Raw genomic sequence first — 12,983 nt, forward strand, 5'->3', positions numbered from 1 at the left:
TGAGTCCGCACTCGAGAGGATGAAGTCCTTGAGAAGTTTTAGTATATTCTCAGGTATGAAAAGAATCATCGAATCCGTTTTATCCGTTCTCGCTTTGGCGTTGTTTTCTCCGATCCTGATCGGAGTCGGTTTGTTCATCCTTTTGATCGACGGTCGCCCCGTTTTCTTTTTACAGGACAGGCTCGGTCTTTTTAAAAAGCCGTTCCGAATTTTCAAGTTCAGAACGATGCACAACGGAGAAATTACGAAGCTCGGTTTTTGGTTGAGAAGAACCGGAATCGACGAACTTCCTCAGATCTGGAATATTCTGATCGGCGATATGAGTATCGTGGGTCCGAGACCGTTGACTTCGTATGATACGGATCGTTTGCGGTGGAATGAAAAGTTTCATGAAGTTCGTTGGTCGGTTCGTCCGGGAATCACGGGCTTATCGCAGTTATATTCGGGTTTGGGTTCTCGAATTTCTTTTTGTTTCGATCGTTCTTATCTCAAGTTGAGAAGTTTTAGTTTGGATCTTCGGATCGTACTTTTGACTTTTGTAATGAACTTATTCGGGAAGAATAGAGTTCGCGATCGATTGAAATTCTCTCTTAAAAACCGCAAAAGAAGAATCGAATGGAAAACTTGGAGAGATCATTTTCGTAAAAACGAACATCGGCCTTTGCCGAAAATCGTGTCCGAAGTCTTGGAACTTCGTCCCAACGAAATGAGTTCGATCGCTTATTCTCTCGCCATATTCCAGTTAGGCGAATCTGGCGAAGGAAGAATCGCAAAAGAAATCGATAAGACCATTCTTTTCGGAATCGACGATTTTTACAGGGAAGCGTTGAAACTTTTCGTAAAGGAAGAAGGAAGACACGCAAGAATTTTGGGGGAATGTGTGCGCGCCTTGAAGGGAGAATTGATCGAATCCAATTGGACCGAACGATTGTTTCATTTTGGTAGAAGATTGTTAGGAGTTCGACTTAAGTTGATGGTTTTGTTAGCCGCCGAAGTGGTTGGAATTTGTTTTTATCGTAAGATCGCGGAAAAAATTCCGAACGGTTTCGTGAAGTCGGCCTTGCTCGAAGTCGTAAAGGACGAGGAGAAACATCTCAAATTTCACGGAGATTTTTTTAGAGTTCGAGTGAAGACGTTCTTATCGAAGATTCTTTTTAGAATCCTTTGGAGAACGATTTCCATAGCCGCTTGTATCACGGTGATTTTGGATCATCGCAAAACGTTCCGTATATTAGGTATTTCTAATTATAAAACGTTTCAAAAATTTCGTGAAATTTCAGTTTCGGCGGAGGAATTTATCATCGAAGGTTTGACTTGGAAATTGAACCGGGCCTTTCGTTCGTAAGGACGACTTCGGTTTATCGGGAGCAGAGATAAAAAAGATTTTTTGAATTCGTCTTAAAAAAACTTGTCCGCGTTTTTTGGATTCGTTTATATTCGTATTCTCCAAAAAAAGAGGTGATTATGGAACAGGTTTTGGCGTTTCTCAAAAAACATTGGATCAAAGGATTCGGGTTGTTTTTGGTTTTCATTTTTAATCCGCTCGTTTGTATCGGGACCGGGCATCGCGGGGTTGTTACGAACCTCGGTTCCGTTTCCGATCGGATTCTCGGGGAAGGAATCAACTTCATCACTCCGGTCGTTCAATCTGTGAAAAGTATCGACGTAAGAATTCAAAAAGTCGAAGCGAATTCCACGGCTCCGTCGAGCGATTTGCAGGAAATTCATACGATGATCACTTTGACGTATCATCTTTCTCCGAATCAAGTCAACAAACTCTATCAGGAAATCGGAATGGACTACGAAGACACGATCATCGTTCCCGCGATTTTGGAAACGATGAAACACGTAACCGCTCAGTTCACCGCGTCCGATCTTGTTACAAAAAGAGAAAGTGTATCGTTGAAGATTCACGAGTTACTCCATACGAAACTCGGTAAGTTTTATATTCTCGTGGACGAGGTTTCCATGAAGGATTTTGAATTTTCGAAAACGTTTTCTGAATCGATCGAGCTAAAACAAAAAGCGGAACAGGACGCGCTCCGTGCAAAAAACGAATTGGAAAGGGTTAAAATCGAAGCGGAACAACAGATCGTAAACGCAAGAGCGGAGGCGGAAACGTTGAGACTGAAATCGCAACAGATCACTCCGATGATGGTCGAGATGGAACGGATTAAAAAATGGAACGGTAAATATCCAGATACGTATTTGGGAAGCGGTTCCAACACGCTCTTTCAATTAAAGTGATTCAAACATAAGGCCGGGTTATCCCGGCTTCTTTTAGATTTGTTAAGCGACTTCGGTTTATCACGAACGGATGAATTCTTCCGTTGTGTCTTCCTCTTCCCTAAGATCGTAAAAGCCGTATTCGAAATCTTTTCCCGCGACCACTTCCAAACCGTAGACGTGTTCGGAAATGCGGACGTTTTTAACGATGTCGAGATGATAGAGTTCGGCTAAGAATTTCATTTTGTCCAAGGAGATCTTATCGTTGATTTTAGGTCCGATCGTGTATTCGTTTTTGACCCAATCCAAAACGATCAACTTCCCGCCTTTCCTCATTGAACGAATGAGTCCGTCCATCGCGAGACCCGGATCGGGAAACGTGGACAAAACCAAAGAAGCAAAAACGGCGTCGGGTGTGGGAATCCATTCCGGTAAAAGAGGGTGATCCGATTTTTCGATAAAGAATGGAGTAAAGTTCGAGACTTCTTCCCGATTCTTCCAATGAAGAACCTCGTCGATTAAGTCCTGTTGACATTCTCCGCCCCAGATCCAAGCGTCTTTGGGCAGTTGTTTTTTCAGTTCCAAAGTGAAATACCCGAGTCCCATTCCGAAATCCACTAAGTGCATTACTTCTTTAAAGCTGAAATGTTTGAACACTACCTCGGGAGGCGTGAGTTCGCGGCGTTTACTTGAAATCAGAAAGTTCTGATATTCGGGGTTTTCGTAGTAATCCAGGTCGCCCATAATTCTTACTTGAATTATGTCTAATTCATCGTTTCCGAAATGTCAAATCCGAATTGGTGTTAAATAACGCGGTTTGGACTGTCGATATAATTACCAAGACATTCCTTTTATGAAAAGTCGTACCCGGATCATATTCATAGTATCATTCATAACGTTGGTTTCCTTTCCGGGAGCTCAGGACAATTCGTTCAATCAAAATCCTGTAGAAAACTATAGCATAGCCAATTCCATCAGCGCGGAGATTTTAAGAAAGGACGAGAATTCGATTCGAATTTCTTGGGATGCTCCGAGAGAAACGGGTGAGATCATCGTGGCTCGTTCTTCCAGCATGATCGATTCCGTGGAAAAATGTATGGTCGCTGATTCTCTCGGTAAGTATCCGAGCGGCATCGCGGGCGGAGTGACTCAGATCTTCGATTACAATCTCAAACCGGGAACTTATTATTACGCGGTTATTCTCGCGCATCACGTTAAGAAGAATACGATCCGTCTGGTTCCCGGAAGAAATTTTACCACGATTCCAATCGTCATTGAACACGCTCTTACTCCCGGAACTCCGAACACGGAAAATAAAACTCCCGAAATTCCGGACGACGCAAGAGTCGCCGATTTAACGGTTAAAAAAGAAGGCAAACATCTCAGACTCAATTGGTCTCCGTATGAGAAGGCGATTCCGAACGCGACCGTTTACACCGTGTATCGTTCTTCGGAACCTATGTCTTCTTTGTCGTTGATGAGAAAAGCGGAGAAGCTTACCGAGTTGAGCCATCCCGAATCGACTTTCTTGGATCAGGATTTGGGAAAGTCTCAGACGATTTACTACGGGGTCAGCGTTCGATCCGGTGCGAAGGAAATTCTTCCCTTGGTCAACGGACAATCGTTTACTCGATTCTTTTACATTGGCGGACCGAACAAGGGCGGCAACCAGAATCAAGAAGGTATTACAAGTCCTGAATATTCGGATGATGAAATGCACGTTCGCGATCTTACCGCGGTCGTCGACGATATGAACGTCAAACTCGAATGGAAGGCACCCGATAAGGCGGACGAGAATACGGTTTATACGATCTATCAAGCCTTGAAACCTTTGAGCGGAGGAACCGCGACCTTTCTCGGCGGAAACGTTCGTAAACTCGGAGAACTCAATCACCCGGATATTTCGGCTCAGATCCGTTTGAAGTCCCTCGATTCCAAAATTTATTTCGGAGTTACCGTAAAACATCAGGACAAGGAAGGATTCAACCTCGTCGAAAACGAATCCTACGTCGCGATCAACGGGGATAAGGAAGAATCATCGGTTGCGGATAACGCGGAAGAGAAACAACAACCCAAGGTTCAGGACAATCAAAAGAATCCTGTGGAAGACAAAAAAGAGGAAGAAGAGGAATTTTCAGGAAACGACGACGAGCTTGATAAGATCTTAAAAAAGACTTATTGGAAACGGGAATACACCGATGCGATCCACGATTTAAAACCTTATACGGGAAACGGAAATTCAACGGGAGTGAGAGGAAAGGCGAAGTTTTTCACTGGACTGTCCCACTATAAAAAACGGAATTATAAAGAAGCTCTCAAGTATTTCATCAATAAAGATAGTAAATTTTACAATTCAGAACGCTCGGAGTTTTGGTCGAAGCGTTGTCTGTCTCGGATCTCCGGAGGAAATCCATGAACCGCTCCATCATCTTAATTACTGGATTCTTATTTATCTGCGCCGGTCTTTTAACCGGAGTTTATCAAACCACGGTTCAAGACGAGGATTCCAAACGGAAGAACGTCTTGGAGCGGATTAAAGAAGGCGAGGAATATCTAAAGCAGACTAACGCGAAAGCCGCGGAGAAGGCAGTGGATATTTTTTCCGAGTTATCCGCGCGCGAAATTCCCGAAGAACATTCCTTTCGCGTAAAATACGATATGGGAAGAGCCTTGGAAAGAAATCAGGACAGCCTTCTTGCGCTCGGAATCTATCGTGAACTCAATCAAAAAGAGGGCCTTGCAAGGGACGAACGTTCCAAGGTCGCTTATTCGATGGGAAATCTTCTTCTGCAACTCAATCGCGACGAGGAAGGAAAAGGCCATCTCGAAGAAGTTCTGAGAATTTCCGCGGACGCAAAACTTCGTTCGAGCGCGTTATCCGCCATCGCGGACTATTATATGAAGAAGGGAAATTACGATCTTTCCCGTAAGAACTACGTTCTCGCTCTTCAAGAAGATCCTGAAAACGTAAAAGCCCGCGTTCGCTGGGGAAAATCCTTACGAAGAATGGGCAAGGATTGGTCCGCATACGACGTTTACGACGACTATGCGCAGGCGGGATTCTACTTCGATCCTGAAAAGGAAAAGGTAAGTTCCGAGTTTAGAAGCGGCATCTTGGAAAAGGCAAGACAACTCTACGTTCGCAAACAATACTACGGTGCGATCGAAACTTTCAGAAAGGCTCTTGAAATGGGAGTCAGTCCGAAAGCGGAAGAGCAGGCTTTGTTTTATATCGCTGAAAGTTACGAAGCGATCGGAAAGTCAGATTCTTCCCTTCAATTCTTAAATCGTGTTTTAGGAAACCAAGACGGTTCTTTGGATCAAACCGCTCTTTTTAGAAAGGGAACGATCTACTTTAAAAACGGAAAATACGAAAAAGCGGCCGCGTTATTCCAAGAAGCAACGGATAAGTATCCTGATTCTCCGGTTGGAAGAAAGGCGAGCGCTTGGAAAAAAGAATCTCTCGATCAAGTAGAGGATAATCTTCATTATAAGAACAGCGATAAGGAAAAAAGCAAAGAGGACTTGGAACAGGAACGATTTGATTGAAGGTTTTGATCGAAGAAATTCAATTGAGAATATTGTAATATTCTAAGGCTCCGTTTTGATAAACTCTTCGTCCCTGAGCTCTATCTTGATTCCGAGCGCGTCGTAAATCGCGTGTGGGATGTCCACGATCGCGCGGATTTTCTTTTCCATTTCGGACGTGTATTTGCCGTAAAGAACGGTCGGAACCTGATTGACCGTGTGAACGTCCACGCTCAAATCCTCTAAGTTTCCGTGATCGGAAGTAACGATCAGTTGATCTTCTTCCGGATTCAATTCCTCCAAAACCCCCGCGAGAAACTCCTCCAATTCGCCGATGTATTTTTCGGCGGCTTCCCAGTGCATCTTGTGACCGACCTTATCCGTTAAAAAGAATTCATAGATACAAAGAGTATAATCGTCTTCTTTACAATTGCGAATGATGGACTTACCGGTTTCGTAAGGATCTCTTAGCTGAAACAATTCGTCCGAATCTTCCAAATAACCTCTGGAGAATTCCTTCAGATATTCGTGGGTGATGTCCATATAAAGACCTTTTCCCTTACGAAGATCCTCCATGTTCTTGAGAGGTTTGTCGCTCGCCATCTGAATCAAGGTCGAAGCCGAAACGTGACGCGGATTCTTTTTAACGTGATCCGTAAACGCAGGAGTATAACAGTTTAAAAGATCGGCTTTGAAACCGCGTTCTTCCAAAACACGAATGATGGAATATTTACTGATGATTTTTTTCAGAGTGAAGGTCGGAAAACCGCTCAGATGTCTTTGAAGCACCTGGCACGCGTTGATTCCGGTCCAAAGCGAGGTTTGGCCCGTTGCGCTTTGGGGAAGACCTTTGATTCCCATGCTTGCATCGGTTCTTAAAAAGACGGAATTTTTCAGCGGAGCCGGGGCGTTTTCCGGAATCTGCTTTCCGGCGAGCGGCAGAAAAAACGACTTAGCATATCTGGAAAACGGATTGGTTTCCGGTTGATCCGGTCCGAAGCCGATTCCGTCGATGAACATATAAAAGATCATAATTTTATAGCAGGTTTTCTTCTTTCAGGTTAGACCAAACGGGCCGATACTAAGAACAGTGACGTCCAACTTTTACAGAAAAATCGCCTTAGGCCTAACACTGATTCTATTAGGGCTGATTCCCCTTTCCATCCCTTTTTTCAGGGAAGAATGGAAAGAGTCCGCCGCGGCGTTTTCATTGAACCCCGCCGGCAATGAAGGATTTTTAAAACGCGACGGATTCTTAAAAGTTTGGTCCGAAGCGAAAAAAGCGCCCTTGTTCGAAGCCGGTTCGAAGATAGAATACGCGATCCGTAATTCTCCTCTTCCGAAAGAAGCGAAGGAACTCGGCGAAAGTTTGATGAAGAATCTGGAACTCAAATCGATCAAGATTTACGATTCTTCCTATCGTCTCGTGTATTCAAGCGAGGAAACCAAAGAAATTTTCAACGGAGATCTTCGATTGGGCGATCTTAGAATTTCTCCTTCGGATATAAACTTCGACGGATCCGGAATTCCGATTTATCGAAGCAGGGACGGAGAATGGTTTCTTTGGATGAAGGGATTCGCCCTCGGCAAACACGTATCACTTCCGTTTAACATAAGAGACAAACAAGTCTACTGGATTTTCGAACCCGGCAGAATCGGTAGCGATTCCCTGATCGGATCAAACGATTTGAGATCGTTGAATTATCCGGATAATCTGGAAGAAATATTAGCGGAATTTAATAAACCCACTATCGAATGGAAGGATCGTCCTCTTTGGGAAAAGAATAAGGTAGGGAATCACACGATTTTTCTTTCCTACGATAAGGGATCCAGAATGAAACAACTCTTCCAGATTCTCGTGTTTCTTTCCTTTTTACTCGGGGCCTGCGGATTGGGAATCATCTCGTCCACCTTAGTACATTCGATCGTAGTCGAAAAAGAATTCGATCATAGGGAAAAAATTCTCAGGTTGAGGGACGTTTTTCTAAGAATATTACTGCTTCTGAAACGGGAGGCGTCATGACCGGACTCAAACTGAGGATCGCGATTTCAATCCTATCGGTTCTTTCCTTTTTCTATTATATGCTCGCTCCGTATTTTCCGGAAGGTGTATATTATAAAAATCGAATCAATTCCGTTTTTACGAATTTGAACGAGGAACTTCATCGACTCGAATCCGGTTTAAACAAGGTGAAGTCTCCGTCCGAATTGGAAAATTTGCAGTTGGAATTTCCGATCGTATCCGGTTTGAAATTCGTAAACGAATCCGATCTCGCTTCGAGAAAGGACGCGGAAGGAAAACTTCTCGCAGAAACGTTGAAAGAGGGTGCAAGTCGTCTTTTCTTTTTAAAACCTTCTTTGGTATTTTGTCTTCCCGTTACGGATGAAAAAAAACTGATTCTTGCGGAACTCAGAGAGGATATGCTTCGTGTTTCTTTTTCCGGAACCGAATCCATTCTAATTCCGGATTTAAAGTTCGGCGGATATGTGGAGCCGGGCAAACAAGTTCACGGATTGAGCGGCGATCAAATTTCTTCCCTTTTGATCGGTGGAATGAATCGTTCCAAAAGCGCGGTCAATCGGATTCAAATCGGATCGTTGCCGTTCATCGGATATTATTATGCGACGCCGGAAAATTCTTACGGTTTCTTAAAGGGTATTCTTATCTTAAAACCGGGCAACGACGGACTTTCCTTTTTGTTTTTGTCCGGTTTTCTTGCGCTTCTGTTTCTCATCGATTTGATGATTCGAATCCTAAGAATGAAAAAGGATCTTTTTTCGGATAAGGAAGGAAAGGAGATTCAGGAAATCGTAGGACAGATTTCAAAAGGAGTCAACGGGCTTCAACTCGCAAAACAAAAGGCCTTGGAGTTGGCCGAAAAGGATAAGGTCGAAGAGATACGAACTCTTTCTTCTCAAGAAGTCGACGAAGATCTAAAAACGCTTCCGATCACTTTGAAGGAATTAAAACGCGACGACGGTCCTTCCATCTTTGTTCTTCCTTTCGAATTGAAGGGAGAAGGTTATATCTCTCCCGCGTTTTTAAGGGATCCGGAAAAATTTAAAACACACGCGGCCGTTCCCCCGGAAATCGAAAAGAAACGATCGGAAATATTCAGTTCCGAACTTCAGAATTTGATCTCCAAGGTGAACGAACCGCAAAAGGAAAAGGCGATCCCCCCTTCGGAAGAAACTCGGGAAAAACAACCCGAGCCGAGAGGGACACATCATCTCGAACTCGGCCCCGGTTATATGAAGTGGCTGAGTTCGCTTCAAATCCGGGATCGCAGAAAAATTTTGGAAGTTTTGGACGAACTCGGATACGGATTGGAATCCGAATATTCGTTTATTCTAAAATACTACATTTCCGTTTTTTCATATTTGAAACTTTCCGGATTTGCGATTCACTACTACGATCGAAGAAACGGAAGTTACAGTCCGTTCGCAACCTACGGATTGAAACAAAGAACCTCCGAAAATATGATCTTTCTCTACGACGATCAATACATCGGGAAAGAATCCGGTTCTTATTCTATGATCGGAATCACCGAGGAAAGAAAGAACGATCGTTTTTTTAGAAAGAAATTCGATCCGATCGATTTGGAATCCTGCATCTCCATTCTTACCATTCCTTTGTCCAATTTCGGAATTCCGTTTCGGTTCTTTTTATTCTTTAAGGACCCGCCGATCGAAGAGACCGCACTGGAAATCGAAAATCTGATCTTCCATTCTTTGGAACCGGTCGTTCCCGCGTTCGAAGAATATGATCGAAAGATTTTGGGAGAATTGTTTAGAGATAAACGCGACGTCGTATCCTCCCGTATTCATCTTATGAGAATCGCAACCGACGGAGAAAGAGGAGTTACGAAATCCTTTCGAATCGAATTTCACGGAAAGGATTTTAAAAAGCTGGAAGCGCTTCGTAAAAAAGCGATGTCCCAGATTTCCGAAATCATCGGACCCGAGGATATGTGTTTCGGAATCGGAGTCGGTGCACTCGGATTGTATACGAGAAAGGATTTGGAGGAACAGGTTCGTTCCCTTATGGATCAAATCGGAACCGCGTACGATCTGAACGTGGACGTATATCCCGCAAACGGAAAGAATCTTTTTACGTATCTCTAAGATTCGATCGAATCAAAGTATGATTCTTGTTCGCTTAACGATTTGGTTTTTGTTTTTGACGTTATTCCATTCTTCCGTTTTTGCAAACGAGGAGAATAGAAAAGAATGGAACCGCGCGGTGAAACAAAAGATTCTCAAGATGAACGAGGATCGACAAGAAACGGAATCGATTCCTTATCTCGAAAAGTTCGTAGAAAAAAATCCCTCCGATCTCACCGTAAAACTCTGGTATGCGCGGGCCTTATTCTATCGAAACGACTTGGAAATCCCTGGACACGCAGAGGACATTTTTTCAAGAATGGAAAAGCTCAAAAAGATCAAAGAGAATTATCTTTTTGCCGCAAAGACCTTCGAAGAAGTTTTGGAATATCTCGCGCAAGCGACTCCCCGCGATCCGGATCTCGGCAAGTGGCATTTTCTTTGGGCCATGTCGGAATGGTATGCGGGAAGAGAAGATCGTGCGATTCAGATCTTTAAGAAGTCTTTCAAATACGATTTTAGATTGAACGAAGCGAACTACAATATCGCATCGATCTATCAATCGTTGGGTCAGTTGAAAGACGCCGATATTTATTTTAGAATTTATTTGAAGAACGATAGGGAAATGAGAGAAGATAACTGATGGCGAGAGTCGATAAACGATTTCAACTTCTGATGACCGAGGAAGAACTCGAACTTCTTAAGAACGAAGCCGAAAAAAGAAATCTCTCCGCGGGGGAGATGTTGCGTCTTTCTCTGCGTAACGAAGTCTATCGATCCGATTCCTACGAAAGATTGGAAGCGCTCCGAATTCTTTCAAACTTAAAAGAAGAATGAAATACTATCTCTCCAAATCTTTATTGAAAGTTCTCATCGGAAATCCGTCCGACTTGAAACCGATCGTCGTCGAAGCCCTCGAAAAATTGATCAAAGGTCAGCATCTTTTTTATACCGGAACCGTTTCGGTTCTTCCTTTGCTCGAAGAAGAAAAGGACGCGGTCAAACGGGAAATTCTCTGGAGTCAGATCAAACGTCTTTGTCTCGGAGTTTTGGATTTCAGACCCGAGAATCTTTCCTTAGCGCAAAAACTTTCCAAAGAATTCGGAAATGCTGAATGGGTTTGGAACGAGATTTCGATCGCGATCGAAAAGGATTTGGACGGTTTTATCACGGTCGATAAGAATCTTCCCGATCAAAAGATGATCCGAGTTTTACTCGCTCAAGAAGTAGACTTCGACCGGATCGCTTAAACCGGAAACCTGATCCTTTCCCGTCTGAAAATGATAGAACTTGTTGTAAGCGCTGATTCTGAAAAAGTAAGTCGTTCCCTTTTTTAAAAACAACTGATTCTTTTCCAAAAGAATCTCCGAGTTCAATGAGATGATCCGATTGTCTACGCAGGCCGACAGTTTATTATAATATTCTTGTATATTGCTTGAATTCTTTCCCGAAGGAAGTCCGGTGATCGGATCGAGATAATCCGAGGCCGGATGTTTCGGTCGATTTTTCTTATTGGGCGCCTCTCCCGTTTCCGAAAACGTTCCGCGAACGATTCCCACCATTCGATCGGGATGAATTCCGTAGTGGATGAAATAACCGCCGCCGTGGATCACTTCTCGTTCCGGGTTCGATTTCCAGTTGAGGCAAACGCTCGGACCGGAATCGTCCACCGAATTCTCCGCAACCTTTAAACCGAGAGGGCGTACCGGCGGATTTGTTTCTCGAAATGTGAGGGAGATGTTTTTCAGTTCGGGAGTTTGACCGCCGCTCGGATCCGATTTCAGTTTGATTCTCCATTGGTAATAACGAAACGGAAGAATATCTTCTTTGTTCTCCGAGATTCCCAAAAACTTTTTCAGGGAATTTTTCAAAGGAATTCTATACGTATCGGGATCGAGAGAATCTATTTTATAATTTTCTAATTTTCTTAAGTCCAAAGAAATCCAAGCCGGGGATTCCGAACTCGGAGTAAACGGAGTCGGGGAAACTCTAAAATACAGTTCCATCGCGGAAGAGGTCGGAACTACGGCCTTCAACTGAACCTCTTCCAAAAACGAACTCGAATACTTGGTTTTGTAAACCGGAGATGTTCCTACGCCGAATTTGGTCTCGGTCGTATGAGTTTCGGGATCGAAGTCCTGACCGGGAAAGGAAGAATCTTCCGAACTCGGATTGGGTTTACCTTTAAAGACCGCAAAATTCTCCATCCAACCGTAGTAAGAACTCGCGATTCGAAACGAAGTCGTATCGTCGGGATGAAAACCGATTCGTGTCAGATTTTTATGGGTCGGAATTCCGCCGCGCGCGGTTTCCTTTCCGTTGAGATATAGAACGACTTCCTGTTCGGAAGGATTGAAATAGAGAAGCACTCGATTCCATTGATTCTTTTTAAGAATGGTGTTCGAAGTGAGTTGTAAGGATAAAAAACGTTTTTCTTCGGTTTCAAAGAAAGAATGAAAACTTGCCTTCAAACGATCGTCCGAAATTTTAAGATCCCAACCGTATGTGTTTCCCGATGTTTCATACAACCTGGAAATTAAGGTCGCATCTTTTTCCACCGTCCCCGGAAGAAAACTGAATCCGATATAAAAGTCTTCGGTTAAATCCTTGGAAGTCAAAAGACCCGAGTTGGAATGTGCGATTTTAATTCCGGTTCTTTTTCCCGAGAACCGGGCGCTTCTTTTCGAATGAAATACGTTTTCCGTATCCGCGAGAAAAGAAGACGTTAGTACTTTATAATTTCCTGATAAATCCTTTAGGTTGGAAGGATCTCCCGTTTCGAAATTCAGATAAAGATCCGCGCCCGCGCTTCGATCTCTTGTTTGTAATTTTAGAATTTTTTGATCTGAATTCTTACCCGAAAGTTCGAGTCCGTTTTTTTGAAGATCGACTAACGGAAGAATTTTAGTTTCTGAAAAAACGGAAACCGTCGCGGGAAAAAGAAACAAAACAAAAATCGATAAATGGACAATCGTTAATCGAAAGATTGGGAAACGAACGGAGAATAAACGGGAAATTGTTAAACGAGACGGAGACAAACGTGATAAATACGAATCAAGACGGGACAAAAAAGCCGGAGGAATGGCGTCTCCGATTTTAGAATTTGAAATCAATTCCATCCGGTT

Annotated in this window: 12 protein-coding genes; 9 read left to right on the top strand and 3 right to left on the bottom strand. The window is 43.4% G+C overall.

The features are described from left to right. Positions 1–19: 19 nt before the first annotated feature. A complete protein-coding gene (locus CH367_RS00190; protein ID WP_100760511.1) occupies positions 20–1,345 on the top strand; it encodes a sugar transferase in 1,326 nt (441 codons plus the stop codon). Positions 1,346–1,464: 119 nt separating this feature from the next. After that, positions 1,465–2,247, top strand: coding sequence for a prohibitin family protein (locus tag CH367_RS00195; RefSeq protein ID WP_100760512.1), 783 nt, complete (start codon positions 1,465–1,467; stop codon positions 2,245–2,247). A gap of 60 nt (positions 2,248–2,307) precedes the next feature. On the opposite strand, the gene CH367_RS00200 is transcribed toward CH367_RS00195, so the two are convergent. Beyond that, entirely contained in the window at positions 2,308–2,970 is a 663-nt protein-coding gene (locus CH367_RS00200; protein WP_100760513.1) for a class I SAM-dependent methyltransferase, read from the bottom strand. Between the two features lie 109 nt (positions 2,971–3,079). Here CH367_RS00200 and CH367_RS00205 point away from each other — a divergent pair, with 109 nt between their 5' ends. Further along, positions 3,080–4,642, top strand: coding sequence for a fibronectin type III domain-containing protein (locus tag CH367_RS00205; protein WP_100760514.1), 1,563 nt, complete (start codon positions 3,080–3,082; stop codon positions 4,640–4,642). Further along, entirely contained in the window at positions 4,639–5,775 is a 1,137-nt protein-coding gene (locus CH367_RS00210; RefSeq protein ID WP_100760515.1) for a tetratricopeptide repeat protein, read from the top strand. The genes CH367_RS00205 and CH367_RS00210 overlap by 4 nt, the downstream gene beginning before the upstream one ends. Before the next feature lie 42 nt (positions 5,776–5,817). Here the strand turns inward: CH367_RS00210 and CH367_RS00215 are convergent, their stop codons facing one another. Beyond that, positions 5,818–6,786 carry a metalloenzyme gene (locus CH367_RS00215; RefSeq protein ID WP_100760516.1) on the bottom strand — a complete coding sequence of 323 codons (969 nt, stop codon included), beginning with the start codon at positions 6,784–6,786 and terminating at the stop codon, positions 5,818–5,820. Positions 6,787–6,844: 58 nt separating this feature from the next. Here CH367_RS00215 and CH367_RS00220 point away from each other — a divergent pair, with 58 nt between their 5' ends. Genes CH367_RS00220 through CH367_RS00240 form a run of 5 tightly spaced genes read left to right on the top strand, consistent with a single transcriptional unit; the run spans position 6,845 to position 11,108 of the window. Continuing rightward, on the top strand, positions 6,845–7,777 hold the full coding sequence (locus CH367_RS00220; RefSeq protein WP_100760517.1) for a hypothetical protein: 933 nt from the start codon (positions 6,845–6,847) through the stop codon (positions 7,775–7,777). Beyond that, complete coding sequence (locus tag CH367_RS00225) at positions 7,774–9,879, top strand: hypothetical protein (RefSeq protein ID WP_100760518.1); 2,106 nt, start codon at positions 7,774–7,776, stop codon at positions 9,877–9,879. Before CH367_RS00220 ends, CH367_RS00225 begins: the two co-directional genes overlap by 4 nt. Positions 9,880–9,898: 19 nt before the next feature. Continuing rightward, positions 9,899–10,501: a tetratricopeptide repeat protein gene (locus tag CH367_RS00230; protein ID WP_100760519.1), complete on the top strand. Its 603-nt coding sequence runs from the start codon at positions 9,899–9,901 to the stop codon at positions 10,499–10,501. Further along, positions 10,501–10,695: a CopG family transcriptional regulator gene (locus tag CH367_RS00235; protein ID WP_010573361.1), complete on the top strand. Its 195-nt coding sequence runs from the start codon at positions 10,501–10,503 to the stop codon at positions 10,693–10,695. Before CH367_RS00230 ends, CH367_RS00235 begins: the two co-directional genes overlap by 1 nt. Beyond that, positions 10,692–11,108 carry a hypothetical protein gene (locus CH367_RS00240; protein ID WP_100760520.1) on the top strand — a complete coding sequence of 139 codons (417 nt, stop codon included), beginning with the start codon at positions 10,692–10,694 and terminating at the stop codon, positions 11,106–11,108. The genes CH367_RS00235 and CH367_RS00240 overlap by 4 nt, the downstream gene beginning before the upstream one ends. Here the strand turns inward: CH367_RS00240 and CH367_RS00245 are convergent. Beyond that, positions 11,070–12,977, bottom strand: a complete 1,908-nt coding sequence (locus CH367_RS00245; protein WP_244284438.1) for a glucanase — start codon at positions 12,975–12,977, stop codon at positions 11,070–11,072. The genes CH367_RS00240 and CH367_RS00245 overlap by 39 nt on opposite strands. Between the last annotated feature and the right edge of the window lie 6 nt (positions 12,978–12,983).

Origin of the sequence: Leptospira barantonii (genome assembly GCF_002811925.1) — a bacterium.
Classification (GTDB): Bacteria; Spirochaetota; Leptospiria; order Leptospirales; family Leptospiraceae; genus Leptospira; species Leptospira barantonii.

Excerpts from the sequence above, each read along its gene's own strand:
- CH367_RS00190 (WP_100760511.1), top strand. The coding sequence starts at position 20 with ATGAAGTCCTTGAGAAGTTTTAGTATATTCTCAGGTATGAAAAGAATC.
- CH367_RS00195 (WP_100760512.1), top strand. The coding sequence starts at position 1,465 with ATGGAACAGGTTTTGGCGTTTCTCAAAAAACATTGGATCAAAGGATTC.
- CH367_RS00200 (WP_100760513.1), bottom strand. The coding sequence starts at position 2,970 with ATGGGCGACCTGGATTACTACGAAAACCCCGAATATCAGAACTTTCTG.
- CH367_RS00205 (WP_100760514.1), top strand. The coding sequence starts at position 3,080 with ATGAAAAGTCGTACCCGGATCATATTCATAGTATCATTCATAACGTTG.
- CH367_RS00210 (WP_100760515.1), top strand. The coding sequence starts at position 4,639 with ATGAACCGCTCCATCATCTTAATTACTGGATTCTTATTTATCTGCGCC.
- CH367_RS00215 (WP_100760516.1), bottom strand. The coding sequence starts at position 6,786 with ATGATCTTTTATATGTTCATCGACGGAATCGGCTTCGGACCGGATCAA.
- CH367_RS00225 (WP_100760518.1), top strand. The coding sequence starts at position 7,774 with ATGACCGGACTCAAACTGAGGATCGCGATTTCAATCCTATCGGTTCTT.
- CH367_RS00230 (WP_100760519.1), top strand. The coding sequence starts at position 9,899 with ATGATTCTTGTTCGCTTAACGATTTGGTTTTTGTTTTTGACGTTATTC.
- CH367_RS00235 (WP_010573361.1), top strand. The coding sequence starts at position 10,501 with ATGGCGAGAGTCGATAAACGATTTCAACTTCTGATGACCGAGGAAGAA.
- CH367_RS00240 (WP_100760520.1), top strand. The coding sequence starts at position 10,692 with ATGAAATACTATCTCTCCAAATCTTTATTGAAAGTTCTCATCGGAAAT.
- CH367_RS00245 (WP_244284438.1), bottom strand. The coding sequence starts at position 12,977 with ATGGAATTGATTTCAAATTCTAAAATCGGAGACGCCATTCCTCCGGCT.